Genomic DNA, 20,610 nt, shown 5'->3' on the forward strand with positions numbered 1-20,610 from the left:
CGTACGGCAGGATGGGCTGGTGCTTGGGCTCGTCGTCATAGTCGCGCTCGTTGCCACCGTCATCGTGGGAACGATCCTGGGCCGCCGCTACCGCGTGGGGCCCCCCGTTCTGCTCATCCTCCTCGGCGGCCTGCTGGGTCTGATTCCCAGTTTCGGTAACGTCCGGATCGACGGCGAAATCGTGTTGCTGCTGTTCCTGCCAGCGATCCTGTATTGGGAGGGCATGAACACCAGTTTTCGCGAGGTCCGTACCAACGCTCGCGTCATCGTCTTTCTCAGCATCGGCCTGGTGATTGCCACCGCCGTAGCGGTGTCGTGGACGGCGCGAGCACTCGGCATGGAATCCCACGCGGCGGCGGTCCTAGGCGCCGTGCTCTCCCCCACCGACGCCGCCGCCGTGGCGGGCCTGGCCAAAAAGTTGCCGCGCCGCTCCCTGACCGTGCTGCGCGCCGAGAGCCTCATCAACGACGGGACCGCGCTGGTGCTGTATGCCGTGAGCGTCTCAGTAGCCATCGGAGGTGCCCCCGTCAGCCCCGCCGCGCTGACCGTGCGCTTCGTCAGCTCCTATCTCGGCGGCATTGCGGCGGGACTCCTCGTCGGTGGAGTGGTGACCCTGTTACGCCGGCGCATCGACTCACCGCTTGAGGAGGGTGCCCTCAGCCTGCTGACGCCCTTCGCGGCGTTTCTGCTTGCCCAGGCGTTCGACTGCAGCGGGGTGGTCGCGGTGCTGGGTTCGGCGTTCATGCTCACATACTTCGGTCCCAAGGTGATCCGGGCTCGTTCCCGGCTTCAGGCTTTCGCGTTCTGGGACATCACGACGTTTCTACTCAACGGCTCGCTGTGGGTGTTTGTCGGAGTCCAAATCCCAAGTGCCGCAAAGGGCATTACCCACGTCGACGGGGGGCTGCACCATGCCGTTTTACTCGCTCTGGCCGTCACCGGCGTCGTGGTGGTGTCGCGGCTTTTCTGGGGGGAAGCCACCACAGTATTGATTCGTGTCATCGACCGTCGCGAGGTGCAGCGCACCCGTCGAGTCACCTGGCGCCAACGGATGGTGACCGCCTGGGCGGGATTCCGCGGCGCGGTATCTCTCGCCGCGGCGCTGGCCATCCCCTTGACAACCTATGGCGGCCAGCCATTCCCCGACCGGAACTTGATCATCTTCGTCGTTGTGGTGGTCATCCTCCTGACCGTCGTAGTCCAAGGGACCACGCTGCCGGCCGTCGTTCGCTGGGCGCGGATGCCCGAGGACGTTGCCCACGCCGAAGAACTGCGTCTGGCCCGCACCCGCGGCGCTCAAGCCGCCCTTGACGCCCTGCCCTCAGTCGCCAGCGCGCTCGGGGCCGATCAGGAAATGCTGCGCCGGTTGCAACAGGAATACGAAAAACACACCGCGCTCATTCTGGCCACCGAGGACGACTCCGAGATCAGCCACTTGGCCGAGCGCAGAGAGCTGATTCGTCGGGTGCGGCTTGGAGTGCTCGCGCACAAGCGGGAGGAAATTACCGCGCTGCGCAACCAAAACCTGATCGACGACATCGTGCTGCGCGAGTTGCAGGCGGAGATGGACCTGGAGGAAGTGCAACTCCTCGATCCGGTAGACCAGGACTGACCGCGCCCGATGCGGCGCTGGGTCCGGCCCGAGTCGGGCGGCTAGGGGGCTGGGCGACCGGTCGGTAGTGGGTGATCGCGGGGGCGACCCACTGGCGCAGGTAGTCGCGGAGGTCGGCGCCCGAGCGCTGGGGACGTCCTGGATCGACGATGAACGACTGCAAAATCCGCAGCATGAATTCGACCAAGCCGTCGCGGCGGTCGTCAGTGAGGCCGACGCTGTCCCAGTCGACGTTGAATCGATCGATGATCGAACGACCCAGCGCGAGAGCCACATCCGAGGTCACGCTCGCCGAGTAGGACGGCATCCGATCGGTGGTCAGCAACAACCCCAGATATTGGTCGTCGGGTAGCTGTTCTAGGGTGTGGGCGATGCCCTCGACCACCGCTTCGGCGGGATCACGAATCGAGTTGAGGTGGGCAGCCATCCGGTCGAGATACGGGCCGACTCGGGACAGTGCCGTCGCCGCCAGCAGCGCGTCGGTGCTGGGAAAATATCGATACACGGTTTGCCGGGTAATCCCGAGGTCGCGGGCGATATCGCTGATCCTGATCTCCGCACCGAATTCCTCGATGGTGCGGCGTGCCGCGCCGATGATGCGCGCGATGGCCTCGTCGTCGCTCGCCGGCAGTTCCCCAGACCAACCGTGTCTTCGCATCGAATTGCTGGCTCAACGCTAGAGAAGTCCCAAGCCGAGCTGCTCGGCGAAGACCCTGATCATGTGTTGGACGCCAATCTCGTTGCGGCCGATGATCATATGGTCGTGCTGCGCCTGGCGCACGCCCTCACCGCATTGCGGCAGCATCGCGAAGTCCTCGTTGCGGACCGCCGCGTGCACCGCGTCGTAGATCATGTCGTATCCGGCGCGCATCTCATCGCTGGTGGCCGGGATGCGCGCCAGCCAAGTGTGCCGCACGGTGCACCGAGTTGGCGCACCGGCGGGAAGGATATCGATGACCTCCACGCCCACGGAGCTGTTGGCCAGCACCAGGTTCGGGTAGATCCAATAGATCAGACCCATGTTGTCGCGCACATCCCAGGAAGCACCGGCGTCGGTTTCCAGGTTGGTGATCCAGGTGAACGGAAACCCGAGCCTGTGATGCCTGCCGTATTCGTCGTAAGTCGCCATATTCGGCAACGCATTTTGCCCAATCAGACTCTCGCCGTGCACATACGGGAAGTGATAGCCCTCGGCGAAGGCCTCCAAAGCACCCCTCCACGACACGTCGGAGACGAATTCGCGATGGGTGTGATAGCCGAACGAGCCGTAGTCCAGTTCGGCCAGCTGCGAAGCCATCGGGCCAAGGTGGGCGTCGATGTCGATTGAACTGTCGGTGCTCAGCACCGCCCAAATGAAGCCGTATGCCTCCCGGCTGGGCAACTCGACCAGGCCGTAGTCTTCGGTCTTCATTTCCACGAAGCCGGATTTACCTGGGACGGTGAACAATTCACCTGTGTTCCGGTAGGTCCAGGCGTGATAGGGACAGGTGAATCGCGAGGCGTTGCCCGATCCGCAGGCCGGCATGGCGCCGCGGTGGCGGCAGTAGTTCAAGAGCACGTGGCTGGCGCCGGAGTGGTCCCGGGTGACCAGCAGCGAACTGCCCAGCACCGACCGGACTTCGAAGTCGTTCGGATTAGGGATCTGCACGCTGGGCAGGATCGCCAACGGCGTCCGGCGCAGGATCTGCGATTCCTCGATCTCGGGGAGCTTGGGGTCCCGGTAATAGTGCAACGGCACCCGCAACACGTCGGCGGCCATGTCCGTGGTTTTGGTCAGCGCCAATTGCAAAGCGCGCCGCGTCAAATCCTCGGTGATTTCCCGCTGCTCGAGTCCCTCCGCGGTCATACCAACAGACCATACACGATGAACTGCATGGATGGTCAAGACTAAATTCGCTCGTGGGGCGTGCACCTGGAAAGGTGGACACCGATGACCGCGGTCCCAGCGCATCGGTGCGCAGCGCGCAGAAGGTCATCGGCGCGTGGCCGCGCTCGGTAATCCCGATAAAGTCGGGATTTCACGGAGTGTTCAGGCCAGCGTCTATCCCGCATCGTTGACTGCACATGAGCGCCGGTTGATCTCAGGAGTATGCGTGTCGTTCAGGTCGCCAACTTCTATGGCCCTCGCTCCGGCGGCCTCCGGACGGCCGTGGACCGGATGGGTGCGGAATACTGCGCCGCCGGACACCGGGTGTTTCTGGTCGTTCCCGGTCCACGCGCCGGCCGCAGCCAGCTACGCAGCGGAGTCGTGCGAATCACGCTGCCCGCCAGATTGATTCCCTTCACGGGCGGTTACCGGGCGGTGCTGCCCGGACCCGTGCGAGAGCTGCTCGAGGAACTCAAGCCCGACGCCTTGGAGGTTTCCGATCGACTCACCTTGCGGTCGCTAGGCCCGTGGGGCCGTGAACACGGCGTCACTACGGTGATGATTTCCCACGAGCGGTTGGATCGCCTTGTCGGCCAAGTGCTTCCGCCTCGGACCGCCCAGAGATTCGCGGACTTCGCGAACCGACGCACCGCCGCCAACTACGACGCCGTCGTCTGCACCACCGGATTTGCGCGAGAAGAATTCGATCGGATCGGCGCGACGAACACGGTGACCGTCCCGCTGGGCGTGGACCTCCAGACGTTCCACCCCCGCCGCCACTCGGCCATGGTGCGGCAGCGCTGGGCCGCGCCAGCGCAGATCCTGCTGGTCCATTGCGGCCGGTTGTCGGTGGAAAAGCGGGCGGACCGCAGCATCGATGCCCTCGCCGCGCTGTGCGACGCCGGCGTCGACGCGCGACTGGTCGTCATGGGCGAGGGCCCGTTGAGGGCCAGGTTGCAACGCCAGTCCGCGGGGCTGCCGATCGACTTCACCGGCTTTGTTCCCAATCGGCAGGCCGTCGCCGCGCTGCTGGCCTCCGCCGACATCACGCTGGCGCCGGGGCCGCACGAGACGTTCGGTCTGGCCGCACTGGAGTCGCTGGCTTGCGGGACGCCGGTGGTGGTGTCGCGCACGTCGGCACTGACCGAGATCATCTCTCCAGACAGCGGTGCACTCGCCGACAACGACCCGCGGGCCATCGCGCGGGCGGTCACCGCGGTGGTCAGTAGACCCGAACACCACCGTCGCCGCTGCGCGAGGCGTCGCGCCGAAATGTTCACCTGGCAGCGGACAGCGGCCCACATGTTGACGACCTTGGGCGCAGTGGCCGATCGGCGCGGCGATTCCGAACACACGGCCTAGAGGCTAAAGGCGGCACCTGGCCGATGAAAACTCCGTTGGCGCGGTTGCACAATACATTTGAAAATCGTTCCGGCATTGGCCAATACCGTCGCCGCAGCGCCGGGCTACGCCGCGCTTGCGACCGTCGCTCGTCCCGATGGCGACGGCCCGCAGCGCCCGGCTACGCCGCGCTTGCGACCGTCGCTAGGTTCGAGGGCATGGACCCACGCGCACAGGTTTTGCTCACAGCTTCAGAGGTCGCCGAACGTATCCAGGCTGGCGACCCGGTGTCGATTCTGGACGTGCGCTGGCGCCTCGATGAGCCGGACGGGCGCGCGTCTTATTTGCAGGGCCACATACCCGGGGCGGTGTATGTGTCCTTGGAGGACGAACTCAGCGATCACACGATCACCGGTCGGGGTCGTCATCCACTGCCGTCGGGGCCCAGCGTGGAAGCCGCCGCGCGCGGATGGGGAATCCGACAGAACGAGTTGGTCGTGGTGTACGACGACTGGAATCGAGCGGGCTCCGCGCGCGCGTGGTGGGTGTTGACCGCGGCCGGGATCCCCAACGTCCGCATTCTGGACGGCGGCCTGGTTGCGTGGCGATCAATCGGCGGAAGCCTCGAGACCCGTCCCGTCACCCCGTCGCGAGGGGATGTTGCTGTGCCGCAACAGGATTTGTATGACGGAAGCCTGCCGACCCTGACGGCGGAGCAAGCCAGCTCAGAAGCGTTGACATTGCTCGACGCGCGCACACCCGAACGCTTCCGCGGCGACGCCGAGCCCGTCGACGCCGTCGCCGGCCACATCCCCGGCGCAAAGAACATGCCAAGCGGCACAGTTTTGGCTGACGACGGCAGCTTTTTGGACAATGATGCGCTCGGTCGGCTGATCTCTGCGCGGGGCGTCGAACGGCACGACCATATCGGCGTCTACTGCGGCTCAGGCGTTACCGCCGCCATCACGGTCGCCGCGCTCACCGCCGCGGGCCAGGGGGCGGCGCTGTTTCCGGGTTCGTGGTCGGAGTGGATTTCGGATCCCGAGCGGCCCATTGCCCGCGGCCCCGAATAGCTTGTACCGCAGATCTTTCGGTCAGATGCCGGCGCAGTTTTCCATCAAGCCACGGTCGGCCGGGCGGCGTTTGTCCGCAGTGATTTGCTTGTAGTGCCAGACCCGCTCAAGTCACCGCACACCGTGGATGGTCACGTCGCATTTAGCACAACAGTCACATGCGTTTCTGCACCGGCCGATACGCGATGTGCCCGGCTCTCAGCGACAGATTGGTGGCGCGCTGTGTCGCGAATGAGGTTGTCGCGCAGAGGCGGACACATCGATGGTGTCTCCGAGGCAGTCCAGTGTTATGGATGCGGCTAGAGTTGCGCCCGCCGGCGAAGCAAAACGGCCACAGCAAGGGCTTGAACTCAATCGCCGAAGATACCTTCTTCGACATCCAATACGCGACGGCCATGGACGTCTGGCTAGTCAAAAAGCCGATTCCTTCGTAAACGACTTCGCCGAAATTCACTGGAAGCCGGACGTTCTCGGGTCGGTGTCGCCAGTTCAGCTGATAAGAGTCACCGATCGGTGCGATGTGTAAGTCGAGGTCGCCGGTAAATTTGCCTGCCGCGTCATAATATTGAACACGGTAATCGCCGGTGAAGCCCTTGGACGTGTCTCCCCTCGCCCGTCCAGAGCCAATCGCACGGCCGGACTTCGTCATCGAACGAGTAGTCACGTACTGCACGTCGATGATGCCGGTCTGCTCCGCGCTGATCCGGAATTCCCCAATCCCGATCACCCGTGTGTTGATCATCCGAGCATGGTAAGGGCTCCGCTGCGGTCTCGCCCGGCGAGTTTTCCGCCCGCGCAGCCGCCGCGATGCTTAGGTGGAAGAGCGAAGGAGGATAACCAGATGGCCCAACATCAGCAGGGCGTCCGCGGGACATCGCCACGACGCAGCGTGGCACGGCCGGGGCTTCGAAATATGCTGGCGGTCATCGGCTTAGCCGTGAGCGTGGCCGCGTGCTCAGCCAGTACGCCCACCTCCAACGGTCCGGCCCAAAACGATGCGCTCGCGGGGGTGACGGTGCCCGACGCGTTCACCCCGTTGGTTGTGCAGCCGATCAGCCAGCCGACCTTCCCCTTTCCCGGCACCGACGGCAGGTATCACCTCGCCTTCGACGTGCAGATCACCAACGCCACCGCGGCGCCGGCCAACCTCACCTCAGTCGACGTGGTCGACGCCCATGACCCGACGAAGGTGCTCGTCACCTTCTCCGGCAACCAATTGGTCGACCCCGCCTGCAACTACGGTGATTGCAACCGGCTGCGTCTGCTGCCCGCCGATCCTGCCCCCGACGCCACCATCCCGTCGCAAGCATCGCGCGCGCTGCTCCTCGATTTCACGTTCGACACGTTGGCGCAGTTTCCGAAAGCGGTCATGCTGCGGTTGCACGGCAGCGGCGCCCCAAGCCCCGTCTCGAAAGATCAGGTTGCGATCGATACGTTGGGCGATCCTTTCGACATCTCGGCGGGCACACCGCGGGTGATCAGCTCGCCGCTGCGAGGCAACGACTGGATCGCACTCAACGGGTGCTGCGATCCCGGGTGGGCACATCGCGACGCCATCATTCCGGCGAACATGAAGCTCAACAACAGCCAGCGCTTCGCGATCGACTGGATACGCACCGACGACCAGGGCAACTTCTACACCGGTGACAAAACCAAGAACGAGAGCTACGTCGCCTACGGATCCCCGGTATACGCGGTGGCCGATGGCACCGTGACCTCAACGCTGGACGATATGGACGCCAACGTCCCGGGCATCCTGCCCGCATCCGATCCTGTCCTCGCCGCCAAGCTGACGGTTGAGAACATCGACGGCAACCACATCATCATGGACCTTGGCGACGGCGTATACGCCATGTACGCGCACTTCATCAAGGGCTCACTGTTGGTCAAACCCGGTGACAAGGTGAAGAAGGGCCAGCAGATCGCGAAACTGGGCAACACCGGCAACGCCAACGCACCGCACCTGCACTTTCAACTGATGAAAGGCCCGTCGATCCTCTACGCCGATGCGCTTCCCTACGTCCTGGACGATTTCGGCTACCAGGGTCAGGTCAGCCAGGCATCGATCTGGAACGTCGACAACTACCTCAGTGGAACGTTTTTCGGCCCGCAGCGGTTGCCCACGGAGCAACCGCGGGCAAAGCAACTGCCCCTGCTGCAGGCGATTGTGAACTTCCCGCACAGCTAGCTGCGCTGCGCGGCGCGCTGCGCCTCGCGCCGCGAGCAGCGCCTCGCCAAGGAACTAGCCCGTGCGGCACGGCAGGCGCTTGATGCCGTGGAAGAACGAGGACCGCAGCCGGTCGGGTGCGCCGATGACCTCCAGGCGGGGCACGCCGGCGTACAGCTCTTCGAGCATCACGCGCAACTCGAGCCGGGCCAGCTGGGCACCCAAACAGAAGTGCACTCCCCCGCCGCCGAAAGCAGCATGACCGGCGTCTACGCGGGTGACGTCGAACTCGTCGGGCCGGTCGAACACGTCCTCGTCCCGGTTGGCGGATAGATAGTGCAGCAACACCCAGTCACCGGCGGGAATCCACTGTCCGCGGATTTCGACGTCGCGGGTGACGGTGCGACGGAAGTGCATGACCGGCGTGGCCCATCGCAGCAGCTCCTCGACCGCGGGCTGGACTGCGTCGGGATTGCCGGCCAACAGGGCCTGCTGTTCGGGATGTTGAGCCAACGCCAAGATGCCGTGGCTGAGCGTGTTGCGGGTGGTCTCGTTGCCGGCGATCGCCAGCAACAGAAAGAACTCGTTGAGCTGATCACGGTTGAGTTTCTCACCGTCGACTTCTGCGGCCAGCAACGCCGACAAGATATCGTCGGTGAGGCCGTGTTTGCGCCGATGTTCCACCAATTCGCCGCAGTACGAGAACATTTCGGCTGCAGCCTGACCGAGAGCCTGCGGCGTGGGAGCGTAGTCGGGGTCCTCGATACCCAACGTTCCGATGGCGTTGCTCCACCGGAAGACCGCCATTCGGTCCTCGGCCGGCACGCCCAGCACGTCGGCGATCACCTGTAGCGACATCTCCGCGGAAATATCTGGTACGGCATCGAATTCGCGCTTTTCGGTGATGCCGGCGACGATATCGCGGGCAACCTTGCGCATCTTTGCCTCCAACCGAAGCACATTGCGTGCGGTAAAACCCTGGTTGATGAGCTTGCGGTAGCGGACGTGTTGCGGCGGATCGATTCCGGGCAGCATCGCCGATTTCGGCGCCGCCTCGGTGACGACCAGCGTATTGCCCTTGGTGCTGCTGAAGGTCTCGGTGTCACGGCTGACCCGCCGGACGTCGGCGTGTTTGGTCAACAGCCAGGCCCTGGGCAGCCCAGATAGCTGTACCGGATGCACCGGTGAGTCCGACCGCAACCGGCGCAATGCGTCAAACGGCGCGCCGACGACGAAGGTGTCGGGGTCGAGCACCGTCGCGGCATCGCGATCGGCGGCGCTGTTCTGGTTCTCGACGACCAGGGATCCCAGCTGCGGAACGTTCATCGGTCCTCCGCAGATACTTTGACACCGGCCACGATCACATCGAGCCCCGCGCGAAAACGTGCCGCCGCGTGGCGTCTGCCACGCGCTTCCTCCAGACTCACGGAGCCCAAGAGGTAGGTGTACAAGACCGTATGTGCTGCTGCGGCAACAGTTTTCGTGAGTCCCGCTTCGATCAGGAGCGAACGGCTGAGCCGGTCCAGGCGGCGTGCACATTCGCTGCTGCGGTTTTTCTGCAGCGTGCCGGCGACGCCGGGAACGGCGAGGATCACTTCACGTGCCGCACAGTACAGGTCGACCAAACGGGTATCCCACGGGCCGGTTTGCGGGACGGGGATCTCCGCCAGCACGGATTCGGCGAGCAGATCCAGCGCGGCCTGTTTGCCCGGCACGTGATAGTAAACCGACGGCACCGCGGCGCCGAGTTCGGCCGCCAGGTCACGCATCGTCACGTGCTGGACGCCGACACGCCGCGCCAGGCTGTGTAGCGCCGCCACCACTTGGGCACGGTCGAGTTCTCCGTAGGCCCGGCGCACCGCTGCCGTCATCGTGACACCTCCGTAGACAGATCCGATCCATGTTAGAAATAATTCGAGCGCTGTTAGAATCTAACGGAATCCAAACCATACCTGCCCGAATCGGTCCGCGTCGACACCGGAGCACAGATATGAAACTGTCGGTAGCCACACCCGAACTGGGCGTCGCGTGAACCGGGTCAAGGCAGGCGTTTTCAGCCTCACCCCCGCGACGCCGGACGACGAAGACGGCTACCTGCGCTGGCATCTGCTCGATCACATGCCCGAGCAATATCAACTGCCCGGCATCGTGCACGGACTGCGCTGGGTCGCCGACGGCGAGTATCTCGACAGCCGTTTGGCGTCCCACGGTCCGCTCGGGCAGCTCGGCAACGTCGTCCACTATCTCGTCAGCGATCCGGTCGAGGACACCTTCGCCGATTTCGTGGCGCTCGGCAGCGAACTGCGAGACAAGGGACGCTTCCCCATGATGCGATCCTTGCTGCAAATATCCGGGCCGCGGCTGCTGCTGTGGCAATCTTCGCCGCAGGCGCACGTTTCTGCGGAGGTGGTGCCGTTCCGGCCGCACCGGGGGGTGCTGCTGATCGTCGAGGAACCCACCCACGGCCACCCGGACCAGTGGCTGCAATGGCTGCACAGTGAGCACAATCCGGCCCTGCTCAGCACACCCGGCACCGCCGGAGCGTGGACCTTCGGTACGACGACCACATGGAAACGCCTGCCGCGTGGGTGGCGAGCCGATCCGCACTACATCACCGTCGTCTACCTCGACGACAACCCCCTCGCCGTGACCCGCGCACTGGCGCCGATCGTGGCAGAACGTTGGCGATCATCGGCCGTGCGACCGGCATTCGCCGGACCGCTACGGACCATGATCAGCTGGGAAGCCTGGCCGTCAGGCTAGGGTCGTCTCCGGACACCGTGCAGCTTCCGGAGAGGAACTGAGATGGCGAATCGCCAACCGGCCCGTCGGGCCCTTGTCTGCGTCGCCACGCTCGGCGTCGTCGGGCTCGGGACTACCCTGAGCGCCTGCTCGTATGACAACGCCCACCCGACTTCTCAACCAAGCTCCAGTCCACCGCCGACCACCGCAATGATCATGCTGGACGGCCACACTCACACGATCTCCACCGGAGTCAGTTGCACGACCACCGCTGCGCAGCCCAGTGCCACCCCCGCCGAGTCGGGGAATGAGACCACGCGGATCGAGGCGAAAGACGACTCGGCTTCGCTGTCACTATCTCTGTCGGACGAGACACCGCCTACGGTCAACAGCTTTGCGCTTTCGCTGAAGGCCGGGACAACCGACTATCAGATGCCCTATCAACCCATCCAGTCCGCGAGCCAGGTCCAAGCGACAAAGCAGGGCAAGGGGTACACGCTGGCCGGAACGGGCCAGACGATTACGACCGGTCAAAGCGATATGCGCCAGCTGCAGTTCGGCATCCACGTGACCTGTCCGTGAGAACGCCGATCAGACGACGATCAACGGCAGCGACCTGCGGAGCTCGAATTCAAAGGACGCACCTTTGCTCACCTTGGTGATAGCGACCTCGCCGAACTCTGTTGCGGGCTCGTCGGTCTCGATCACCCGCGCGCTCCAGCTCGTCTCCGAGCCGGTCAGCTCCACGCGCAGACGCGGGTCGACCGCCGCGACGATCGCCTGTAACGCGGCGTCATTGGCCGGCGTCACCAAGCTGATCCACGCTCCGTCTTCGACCGCCGGGGACGGCGACACACTCAGCTCATCCGGTCCGAACTCCGCGAACACGTACTCGCGCGGATTGAACAGCGGATGCAGCTCGAGCACTTTCTTCGCGCCGTCGACGCCGGCTGGCAACGACAGGCCGCGGTGGATGCGCTCCGCGGCGACCCCCGCGATCCCGGTCAGCGCTTTGCTGCAGATCTCCCTAACCAGATCGGCATCGTCACCGGCGCGTGCCCGGACAGCCAGGGCAAAGGACAGGTACAGCAGATGCATCTGGAGGCACACCTCGTCGGCCATGCGCACCAGTGCGGAGTGTGAGAACGAGGCGAAGTCGAAGTCGGAGACCAGCGCGCCGGAGTAATCCGAGCTGCCCTCGTCGGAGGTGTCTATCGGGTCGAGTTCCGTTGTCGCGGCACGTGTTCGGCTGAGGATGGCCAACTGAGGGGTCGCCTGGGCATCCGGGTATGAATCGTCGATGATGACCGTCCACGCGCAGTGCGGGTGCCGGTCGGCGGGCACCCGCGGGGGCCGGTGCAGCGGGCGGACCTGCGCCTTGGGGTTGGTCGCGATCGCGGTTGCGTCGAATGTCGGGTCCTCGATGGTGTGGCACATGCCGAAGACGTAGTCGTCGCCCATCGGCTCGACGTCCAGCAGCGCCCCGCAATGGTCGAGGTGGAATTCGCCGTGCCAGCGGTCGTGCACCGTGTAGCGGAAATCCATGAACTGCGGCGGCGCGCCGATGTCCAGCTGCAAACCCTTGAAGATGGTGATGACGTCGTCGCCCTCGTAACGGAGCGCCTGCTGCATCCGCCGGGTGTAGATCGGGCTGGCCGCCGCCCATTCCTCGATGGCAATCTGCAGCATTTCTTCGCGGCCGAAAGCCTGGATGCACCAGGCCATTCCGGACCGGTCGATGAGCTGTCCGATCAGCAGCAGTTCGGGAACCAGGGTGATCAGCTGGTCGCGGGAAAGACCGGCGTAACGGCTGGCCATAGCTCTCCTAGACAGGTGTCCACTTAATCTGTATGCAACAGTAACGGTGATTTGGCTACGAAACAAGCTTTGGCGCGATTGACCCCCACTAGCAGGCAAAACAATGTCTACCGGGCGCAGGGCCGGCTTGGACAGGTGTCCAGTGCACTACCGCTCGGGCAACGGCACCCATTCGCGCGACACCGAGCTGGTCCCGTCTGATCCACGTCGCTGCACGGATGCGTCCAGACCCTTGCGAGCGTCCGCGCAGCCATCAGCTGGTGGTGGAGTTGGAACACCTCTGCGATGCTTGCAGCTTGGACATCTTCGAGGAGTGGCAGAACGGCGCGACCAAATTTCGTTGGCGCTCGACAACCGCCGCCAACGACGGCAAAGAGGTCACGATATTCGGCCGTCGGTGCGGCACGCCCGGCGCTCCCCCGCTGGTCTTGGTGCACGGATTCCCGACGTCGAGCATCGACTATTTCGCCTTGGCGGGTGAACTGGGCGCTGAGTTCGACATCTTCCTGCTGGACTTCCCAGGTCACGGCCTGTCGGGCAAACCGCCTGAGCCATATGTCTATTCGTTGTATGACGACGCCCGGCTGCTGGTGCACGCGATCACGGAAGTGTGGGAGCTGTCGGACTACCGGATGCTCACCCATGACCGCGGCAGCAGTGTCGGCATGATCGCGCTAGGCATGTTGACCGCCTTACCCGCCGACGTCATCGTGACCAATGCCAATATCTACCTTCCGTTGTCGAACCTCACCGTCTTCCAGACCGCGCTGCTGGATCCCGCAACGGCGCGGGACACCGCCGCTGCGACGACGCCGGAGATGCTGGCGGCCGGCCTGGGAATGGCCACGTTCATGCCGCGACGCACCCTGGACGACCCCGAGATCGCAGCCCTGGCAAAATGCTTCGCGCATGACGACGGGATCCGCGTGCTGCCCGATGTCATCCAGTACCTCAACGAGCGGGCGGCCGATGAAACCGGTTGGCTGGAAGCGCTTTCCAAGACTTCGGTGAACACCACGCTGGTGTGGGGTGTGCATGACAACGTGTCGCCCCTACGGGTGGCCAACCACGTCTGGCAGAACTATCTGAGGGACAAGCCCGGCCGAAACCGCTACTGGGTGGTGCCGGGCGCCGATCACTACCTGCAGTGCGACGCGCCCGGGCAACTGGCTCAGATCGTTCGTCTCACCGCAGCGGGTGAGGACATCGCGCTCCAGACGCTCGGTAACCAACCCGAGGGCGCGGTTCTGGTGGATCAAAACACGGCGCGAGCAGTCGCAAAATCACCCTAAAACCCCGGTGGTTTGGGTGCCTTTGCGTCTGCTCGCGCCATTCGTAACAGGAGAACAGGAGTGGATATGACAGGTCGGTTGGCGGGCAAGGTCGCGTTGATCAGCGGCGGCGCGCGGGGCATGGGCGCGTCGCACGCGCGGTCGATGGTGGCCGAGGGCGCGAAGGTAGTGCTGGGCGACATCCTCGACGACGAGGGCGAGGTGGTGGCTAAGGAACTGGGTGAGCAGGCGCGCTACGTCCACCTCGACGTCACCCAGCCCGAAGACTGGGACTCGGCGGTCGCGACCGCAGTAGGCGAGTTCGGTGGCCTGGACGTCCTGGTCAACAACGCCGGGATCATCAACGTCGGGATGATCGAGGACTATGCATTGTCGGAATGGCAACGGATCCTCGACATCAACCTGACCGGGGTTTTCCTGGGCATCCGGGCCGCGGTAAAGCCGATGAAGCAGGCGGGCCGCGGTTCGATCATCAACATCTCGTCGATCGAGGGCATGGCCGGCACTCTTGGATGCCACGGCTACACCGCGACCAAGTTCGGGGTTCGGGGACTCACAAAGTCCACCGCACTGGAGTTGGGGCCCAGTGGAATTCGGGTCAACTCGATTCATCCGGGACTGGTCAAGACGCCGATGACGGAGTGGGTTCCCGAAGACATCTTCCAGTCGGCGCTCGGTCGGATCGCCCAGCCGCAGGAGGTATCGAACCTGGTGATCTATCTGGCCAGCGACGATTCCAGCTATTCGACGGGCTCGGAATTCGTCGTCGACGGCGGCACCACAGCCGGCTTGGCGCACAAGGACTTCAGCGCGGTGGACACCTCCCAACAACCCGAGTGGGTCACCTAGCCGGCGGAACTGCCGGCTCCAACGTGAGGCTGACCCCGTTCACCGCTAGCATCCTGGCGTGGCATCAAACCCACTCGAGGAACTGACGCTCGAACAGCTGCGCACCCGCACCAGCATGAAGTGGCGTGCGCACCCGGCTGACGTCTTGCCGCTGTGGGTCGCCGAGATGGACGTCAACCTCGCGCCCACGGTGGCCGAAGCCCTTCATGCCGCCGTCCGCTCGGGCGACACCGGCTATCCCTATGGAACCGGGTTTGCCGAAGCGGTCAGCGAATTCGCCTCGCGGCGTTGGCAATGGCACGGACTGGAGGTCGGCCGCACGGCACTCGTTCCCGATGTCATGCTGGGCATCGTCGAGACGCTGCGCCTGATCACTGATCGCGGCGGTGCGGTCATCGTCAACCCGCCGGTATACGCCCCGTTCTACGCTTTCGTGTCGCACGACGGCCGTCGGGTGATCGAGGCGCCGCTGAGCCCCGAGGGCCGAATCGACTTGGCGGTCCTAGAGTTAACGTTCGTGCGTGCGCGCGCCGCGGGCGGGAATGTTGCGTACCTACTCTGCAACCCGCACAACCCGACCGGCACCGTACACAGCGCCGACGAACTGCGTGCGGTGGCCGAACTTGCCCGCCGATCACGCGTCCGCGTCGTCTCCGATGAGATTCACGCGCCGGTGATCTTGCCCGGGGCGCGGTTCACCCCGTACCTGAGCGTCCCAGGCGCGGAGAATGCGTTCGCACTGACGTCAGCGTCCAAGGCGTGGAACCTGTCCGGCCTGAAGGCGGCCCTGGCGATAGCCGGTCCCGAGGCGGCCGCGGACCTGCGAAGGATGCCCGAGGAGGTTAGCCACGGACCGAGCCACCTCGGCGTCCGAGCGCACACGGAAGCATTCAAGACCGCGGGCGACTGGCTCGACGCGCTGCTGCAGGGACTTGACGCCAACCGAACGCTGCTCGGCAAGCTGATCGCCGAACACCTGCCCGGGGTCAAATACCAACCGCCGCAGGGTACTTACCTCGCTTGGCTGGATTGCCGGCACCTCGGCTTCGCCGACCAGAGCGCCGATGGCCTGCCGGTGGTCTCCGATCTGTCCGGACCCGCGCGCTGGTTCCTCGACCACGCCCGCGTCGCGCTCAGCTCCGGCCACGTCTTCGGAACTGGCGGAGACGGGCATGTACGCGTCAACTTCGCCACCTCCCAAGTGATCCTCACCGAAGCCCTAACGCGGATGGGCCGAGCGCTGACCCACGCGCACTCCCCAGTACCCCCACGCGAACGTGCGAGTCGGTACGACGACACGCCGCGTTAAGCGTCCTTGTGCGCACGCTCGTGGGGTGGCTGGTCCCAAAGGGGTCTACAGCCCAAACTGGTCGTCGATGATGCCGAGCCAGATCTGCGCGACGTCGATGGCGACCTTCTCGCTGATGAAGGCGTGCTGCGTGCCGGTGTAAATGTCGCGGAAGGCGCGCTCGAGCCGACTGCCCTCGCGGATCGAACTGGTTCCGGCGACCAGATGCGCCCATTCCGCACAGCCTCGCGCCATGTCGGTGGCGAAGACGGCCGCCACCCGCATGTCCGCCCGCAAGGCCGGGCTCAACTCGTCACCGGCGGCGACGGCGGCCTCGGCCGTCGTGAAGGCATCGAGCACCAACAGGCGCGCCGCGCGCCACGCGGCGACGTGGTGCGCCAGGCCCTTCTGAAAGGTCGGCCGGCTAGCCAGTGACGCCATGTCGCTCATCCGATACTTCGTCGCCGCCAATTCCGCGACATCGTCGAGCATGCTCTTGGCGACCCCGAGCGCCCAGGAAGCGTGACCGGCGGCCGTCACCGGCATCAGCCCCATGCGTGTGGCCGGCGAACCGCCCCGGTACGGTTCGCGGGAAAACAGAGCGAATGTCCGGCTGTGCGGGACGAACACGTCCTGGGCGCTGTAGTCATAAGACCCAGTTCCCTTGAGCCCTTGGACAAACCAGCCGTCGTTGAAGCTGATGTCCGCTCGGGGAACCACGGCCACCTGCATGTCGGGGATGCCTTCACTGATCCAGCGCATCTCGCCGTTGTCCATCGGAAAAAAGCCCGCGGCGATGTATTGCGAATGCCCGGTGCCGGAACCGAAGCTCCATGATCCGCTCAATTTGTAGCCGCCGTCGACCGCGGTCCCCTGGCCGTTGGGAAAGAACTGGCCACCCATGGTGACCCGGTTGTCGTGAGCGGTGAATACCTCGGCGAACCCCTCGTCGGGCAGATAGGCGGCAGCCGCGAAAGACGACGGCAGGTTAGCGATCCCGATCCAGCCGAACGAGCCGTCCTGCCAAGCCATTTCGATCCACGTCTCGATCATCTCGGCGAACGACGGCTCCACACCGCCCGCTTCGACCGGATTGAATGCCGACATCAGCCCGCCGCCCCACATCCCGTCGACGACCGCGTCGGTGAGCGTGCGCTTCCGTTCAGATTCGGCGGCCTCGGCCTGGACGAGTTCGCGCATCCCCCGGGCCATGGCGACGACCTTGCCGCCCATTGCGGTTGTCTCCGATGCCGAAGTCGAAGTCATGGCTGCTCTCCTATCAGTCGGTGGGGAAGCCGAATAGTGCGACCACGCCGTGATCGCGGCCCGCGGTGTAGCCGCCGTCGACGGCGATGGCCTGACCGGTGACAAAGGACGCTTCGGTCGACAGGAGGAAGGCGGCCACCGACGCGATCTCCTCCGGCCTGCCCAGCCGTTGCAAGGCGTGCTCCTTGGTGATGGAAGCGAGCGGATCTTCCATCCCGGGCATGCCAAAGACGCTGTGCGCCATGGGAGTTTCGATGAAGCCCGGGCAGATCGCGTTGGCCCGGATGCCACTCGGGCCGTAGTCGAGCGCGATGTTCTTGGTCAACAACACAACACCGCCCTTGGCGGCGTTGTACGAGCTGCCGCCCGCCGTACCTTCGAGACCCTCGATGCTGGCCAGGGTCACGATGGAGCCGCGTTCGCCCTCGACCCTGGGTTGCTCGATCATCCGGGCCAGGGCGGCCTTCGCCACCAGGTAGGTCGCGGTGAGGTTTATTCCGATTACCCGGTCCCATTCCTCGCGCGGGAGCAGATGCACCGGGCCGCCGCCGGCCACCCCGGCGGAGTGGACCACCCCGTCGAGGCGGTCGGGCACCGCGTCGAAGACGGCCGCGACCGCGGCCGCGTCGGTGACATCGGCCGTTACGAACCTGAAGTCCGGACCCAGCTCCGGCGGCGGAGCCAGGTCCGCGCCGACGACGGTTGCGCCTTCGTCCAGCAGGCGGCGGGCGGTGGCTAACCCGATGCCAGACGCCGCTCCCGTCACGACGAACGTTCGCGCGCGGGCGCGATCGGTGCTCACCATGGGTGCGGGGCTCCTCTCGCTCGCCAACCGCTTGACCATACATCCTGGCCCAAGTGTCTAGGGCATGGCGATGTTCAGCCGTTGTGTGAGCCTCGCGGGAGCAGCGCGAGGACGGGGATCGTGCGGCTCGTCTTGCGTTCGTAATCGGCGAATCCCGGGTAGCGCTTGGCCTGCTCGGCGTACTTCTCGTCGCGTTCGGCGCCTTCCAGTTCGACGGCGTGGACGTCCAGATGTTCGTCGCCCACCTCGATGTTGGCGTCGGGATTGGCGGCGAGGTTCCAATACCAGGCGGGGTTGCGGTCGGCTCCTGCCGCCGAGGCGAAGACCAGGTAGCGGTCACCGTCGGCGAGGTACATCATGGGGTTCACCCGTTCTTCGCCGCTGCGTGCTCCGATGCTGTGCAGCAAGAGAACTGGGGCACCTTCGAATTGGCCGCCGAGTCGACCATGGTTGGCACGGAACTCCTCGATGTTGCGGCGGTTGAAATCGTCGGTGTCGGTCATGGTGCCTCCTCGGGTTATCAGCGATGGCGCGCTCCCCTCGGTTCAAGGCAGTTGGCGTCCTGTCGCATCTTCTCACCAGAAGGCCCGGCGTGAAATTCCCGCCATAACCTGTAAATCTGGTACTCGTGAGCGACAACGGCAGCGCCCCTTCGTCGAGCCCGCTGCGGCGCGTTGCGCGCGAGCCCCGGACCGTGGCAGGCGCAATCCTGGCCGCAGAGCTGATCGCTGGGCTCGCCTTCGTCGGGGTGAAGCTGGCGCACAACCACCCAACCGCAGCGCCGCAGCCAGCCTCGTCGACTCCTGCGCCGCCGCCGTACGTCGCGATTCCCGGCTGCTACAAATCGGTCCCACCGGCCGAACGCCCGAAGACGCTCAACATTGTGGGATGCGCGAGTGTCGCCGTTGCGCTGCAAGACATGTCGTGGAGCGCATGGGGAGCGCAAGGCGCCGACGGGGCGGGCACCGCCGTGTTCAAAGTCTGCGATCCGAACTGTGCGATGGGCTATCAGCTCACCGACCAGGTCGTCGTGCACGCCTGGAATCCCCAGTCACCGAAAGCCGACGCCACCTGCCCGGTCGGCCTGAAGATCTTCGCGGACATGATCTTGGCGTTCCCGAAGGGCGTTCCCCCGGCTACGACCCAGAAAATGAACACTCAGTACAACGGAATGCCGGCGGTGCACTACGCCAACTACTCCACCGACAAGGCCGACAGCGAATTCATCGGCTACACGTTCTGCTACTAGACCTCGATGACGACGGCCCCACCCTGGCCGCCGCCCGCACACATCGCCGCCACTCCGATACCGCCGCCGCGCCGGGCCAGCTCATAGGTCAACGTGGTGACCATGCGCGCACCGGAGGCGGCGATGGGGTGTCCCAGGCTGCAGCCGCTGCCCGAGAAGTTCACCTTCTCCTCGTCGATGCCGTACTCCCGGCACGCCGCGATCGGCACCGAAGCGAACGCCTCGTTGATCTCCCAGAGCGCCACGTCGTCGACCGACAAACCGGCCCGCTGCAGCACCTTGCCGATGACCTTCACGGCACCCAGACCGCAGTCCCTGGCCGGCACACCCGCGGCGGCCCATGCCCTGATGGTGCCCAGCACGTTGAGGTTCTCGGCGCTGGCGTAATCGCGGTCGACGAGCGCGACCGCCGCGGCGGCGTCGTTGGTGCCGCTGCTGTTGCCTGCCGTAATCGAGAAACCTTCGATTTCGGGGTGCAGCACCTTGAGCCCGGCCAGTTTTTCGACGGTGGTGTCGCGACGGGGATGCTCATCGACGGCGAACTCGGTGACCGAACCGTCCGGTTGGGTGATCTTCAGCGCCAGGATCTCGTCGACGAACTTGCCGGCGTCCATCGCCGCGATGGCCCGCTGATGTGACCGGGCCGCCCAGGCGTCCATCTCCTCGCGGGTGATGCCGACCTTCTTCGCGGTGTTCCAGCCGACCGTGATCGACATGTCCTTGGCGGGCGCGTCGGGGGTTTCGACGTGCGTCGGCGGCATCCAACGCTCCTCGAACTTCAGCTCGGGGCCGGGAATGCGCCAATTGGTCAGCGGCGTCATCGACAGCGACTGCACACCGCCGGCGATGAGCACGCGCTCCATGCCCGAACCGATCTGTGCGGCGGCGTTGCCAATCGCGGTGAGGCTGCCCGCGCAGTGCCGGTTGACCGACTGGCCGGGGATGTCATCCATGCCCGCGGCGGTGGCGGCATACCGGGCCAAATCACCGCCGCCGTAATGCGATTCGGCGAAGATGATGTCGTCAATTGCCGAGGGGTCGACGCCGGACCTGCGCACCACCTCCGGAAGCACCGCCGTGATCAGTGTCTCGGGCGGGGTATTGACCAGCGTCCCCTTGAAGGAGCGGCCGATCGCCGTCCGGACGGCTCCGACGATCACGGGTGTAGCCATGTTGTCAACCTCGAAACTGTCTGGCTGCGGTAGGCAGCGCCGATGGGATTCGTTGGCGCGAATCGTAAC

General features: G+C 65.0%; 20 protein-coding genes. 10 read left to right on the top strand and 10 right to left on the bottom strand.

Translation table 11 applies throughout. From position 1 onward, the window contains the following. Positions 1-19: 19 nt before the first annotated feature. Positions 20-1,612 (top strand): Na+/H+ antiporter, encoded by a 1,593-nt coding sequence (locus JO236_RS03805; protein ID WP_293324949.1) that lies wholly within the window; start codon positions 20-22, stop codon positions 1,610-1,612. Here JO236_RS03805 and JO236_RS03810 read toward each other — a convergent pair. Together JO236_RS03810 and JO236_RS03815 are read right to left on the bottom strand one after the other, a co-directional pair. Further along, positions 1,503-2,270, bottom strand: a complete 768-nt coding sequence (locus tag JO236_RS03810; protein WP_323802146.1) for a TetR/AcrR family transcriptional regulator — start codon at positions 2,268-2,270, stop codon at positions 1,503-1,505. The genes JO236_RS03805 and JO236_RS03810 overlap by 110 nt on opposite strands. 18 nt (positions 2,271-2,288) lie before the next feature. Then, positions 2,289-3,458: an aromatic ring-hydroxylating oxygenase subunit alpha gene (locus JO236_RS03815; RefSeq protein ID WP_293324952.1), complete on the bottom strand. Its 1,170-nt coding sequence runs from the start codon at positions 3,456-3,458 to the stop codon at positions 2,289-2,291. A 243-nt stretch (positions 3,459-3,701) separates the two neighbouring features. Between JO236_RS03815 and JO236_RS03820 the strand changes: the two genes are divergently transcribed. Then, the gene (locus tag JO236_RS03820) at positions 3,702-4,841 is read left to right on the top strand and encodes a glycosyltransferase (protein ID WP_293324955.1); all 1,140 of its coding nucleotides are present in this window, start codon (positions 3,702-3,704) and stop codon (positions 4,839-4,841) included. 197 nt (positions 4,842-5,038) lie between these two features. Further along, positions 5,039-5,893 carry a sulfurtransferase gene (locus JO236_RS03825; RefSeq protein WP_293324957.1) on the top strand — a complete coding sequence of 285 codons (855 nt, stop codon included), beginning with the start codon at positions 5,039-5,041 and terminating at the stop codon, positions 5,891-5,893. Between the two features lie 154 nt (positions 5,894-6,047). Here JO236_RS03825 and JO236_RS03830 read toward each other — a convergent pair whose 3' ends face one another. Next, the gene (locus tag JO236_RS03830) at positions 6,048-6,635 is read right to left on the bottom strand and encodes a hypothetical protein (RefSeq protein WP_293324959.1); all 588 of its coding nucleotides are present in this window, start codon (positions 6,633-6,635) and stop codon (positions 6,048-6,050) included. Positions 6,636-6,902: 267 nt separating this feature from the next. Between JO236_RS03830 and JO236_RS03835 the strand changes: the two genes are divergently transcribed. Then, complete coding sequence (locus JO236_RS03835; protein ID WP_293324962.1) at positions 6,903-8,081, top strand: M23 family metallopeptidase; 1,179 nt, start codon at positions 6,903-6,905, stop codon at positions 8,079-8,081. A gap of 54 nt (positions 8,082-8,135) precedes the next feature. On the opposite strand, the gene JO236_RS03840 is transcribed toward JO236_RS03835, so the two are convergent. Next, positions 8,136-9,386, bottom strand: a complete 1,251-nt coding sequence (locus JO236_RS03840) for a cytochrome P450 (RefSeq protein WP_293324965.1) — start codon at positions 9,384-9,386, stop codon at positions 8,136-8,138. Then, a complete protein-coding gene (locus JO236_RS03845) occupies positions 9,383-9,931 on the bottom strand; it encodes a TetR/AcrR family transcriptional regulator C-terminal domain-containing protein (RefSeq protein ID WP_293324968.1) in 549 nt (182 codons plus the stop codon). Before JO236_RS03845 ends, JO236_RS03840 begins: the two co-directional genes overlap by 4 nt. A gap of 157 nt (positions 9,932-10,088) precedes the next feature. On the opposite strand from JO236_RS03845, the gene JO236_RS03850 reads away from it, so the two are divergent. After that, positions 10,089-10,823, top strand: coding sequence for a hypothetical protein (locus JO236_RS03850; RefSeq protein WP_293324971.1), 735 nt, complete (start codon positions 10,089-10,091; stop codon positions 10,821-10,823). Between the two features lie 42 nt (positions 10,824-10,865). Next, the gene (locus JO236_RS03855; RefSeq protein ID WP_293324974.1) at positions 10,866-11,384 is read left to right on the top strand and encodes a lipoprotein LpqH; all 519 of its coding nucleotides are present in this window, start codon (positions 10,866-10,868) and stop codon (positions 11,382-11,384) included. Positions 11,385-11,393: 9 nt separating this feature from the next. On the opposite strand, the gene JO236_RS03860 is transcribed toward JO236_RS03855, so the two are convergent. Next, positions 11,394-12,620 carry a hypothetical protein gene (locus JO236_RS03860; RefSeq protein WP_293324976.1) on the bottom strand — a complete coding sequence of 409 codons (1,227 nt, stop codon included), beginning with the start codon at positions 12,618-12,620 and terminating at the stop codon, positions 11,394-11,396. A gap of 296 nt (positions 12,621-12,916) precedes the next feature. Here JO236_RS03860 and JO236_RS03865 point away from each other — a divergent pair, with 296 nt between their 5' ends. The 3 genes from JO236_RS03865 (at position 12,917) to JO236_RS03875 (ending at position 16,070) form a co-directional block, all read left to right on the top strand. Continuing rightward, positions 12,917-13,912: an alpha/beta fold hydrolase gene (locus JO236_RS03865; protein WP_293324978.1), complete on the top strand. Its 996-nt coding sequence runs from the start codon at positions 12,917-12,919 to the stop codon at positions 13,910-13,912. A gap of 66 nt (positions 13,913-13,978) precedes the next feature. Continuing rightward, positions 13,979-14,761, top strand: a complete 783-nt coding sequence (locus JO236_RS03870; RefSeq protein WP_293324981.1) for an SDR family oxidoreductase — start codon at positions 13,979-13,981, stop codon at positions 14,759-14,761. A 58-nt stretch (positions 14,762-14,819) separates the two neighbouring features. Beyond that, the gene (locus JO236_RS03875) at positions 14,820-16,070 is read left to right on the top strand and encodes a MalY/PatB family protein (protein WP_293324984.1); all 1,251 of its coding nucleotides are present in this window, start codon (positions 14,820-14,822) and stop codon (positions 16,068-16,070) included. A 45-nt stretch (positions 16,071-16,115) separates the two neighbouring features. On the opposite strand, the gene JO236_RS03880 is transcribed toward JO236_RS03875, so the two are convergent. The 3 genes from JO236_RS03880 to JO236_RS03890 all read right to left on the bottom strand — a co-directional run bounded on the left by JO236_RS03880 (position 16,116) and on the right by JO236_RS03890 (position 18,623). After that, positions 16,116-17,315 carry an acyl-CoA dehydrogenase family protein gene (locus JO236_RS03880; RefSeq protein WP_293324988.1) on the bottom strand — a complete coding sequence of 400 codons (1,200 nt, stop codon included), beginning with the start codon at positions 17,313-17,315 and terminating at the stop codon, positions 16,116-16,118. A 13-nt stretch (positions 17,316-17,328) separates the two neighbouring features. Beyond that, the gene (locus tag JO236_RS03885) at positions 17,329-18,120 is read right to left on the bottom strand and encodes an SDR family NAD(P)-dependent oxidoreductase (RefSeq protein WP_293324991.1); all 792 of its coding nucleotides are present in this window, start codon (positions 18,118-18,120) and stop codon (positions 17,329-17,331) included. A gap of 74 nt (positions 18,121-18,194) precedes the next feature. Further along, positions 18,195-18,623: a nitroreductase family deazaflavin-dependent oxidoreductase gene (locus JO236_RS03890; RefSeq protein ID WP_293324994.1), complete on the bottom strand. Its 429-nt coding sequence runs from the start codon at positions 18,621-18,623 to the stop codon at positions 18,195-18,197. 161 nt (positions 18,624-18,784) lie between these two features. On the opposite strand from JO236_RS03890, the gene JO236_RS03895 reads away from it, so the two are divergent. Next, complete coding sequence (locus tag JO236_RS03895; RefSeq protein WP_416362149.1) at positions 18,785-19,369, top strand: hypothetical protein; 585 nt, start codon at positions 18,785-18,787, stop codon at positions 19,367-19,369. Here the strand turns inward: JO236_RS03895 and JO236_RS03900 are convergent. Further along, the gene (locus JO236_RS03900) at positions 19,366-20,541 is read right to left on the bottom strand and encodes a thiolase family protein (protein WP_293324999.1); all 1,176 of its coding nucleotides are present in this window, start codon (positions 20,539-20,541) and stop codon (positions 19,366-19,368) included. The genes JO236_RS03895 and JO236_RS03900 overlap by 4 nt on opposite strands. Between the last annotated feature and the right edge of the window lie 69 nt (positions 20,542-20,610).

Source organism: Mycobacterium sp., from assembly GCF_019247635.1.
Lineage (GTDB): Bacteria > Actinomycetota > Actinomycetes > Mycobacteriales > Mycobacteriaceae > Mycobacterium.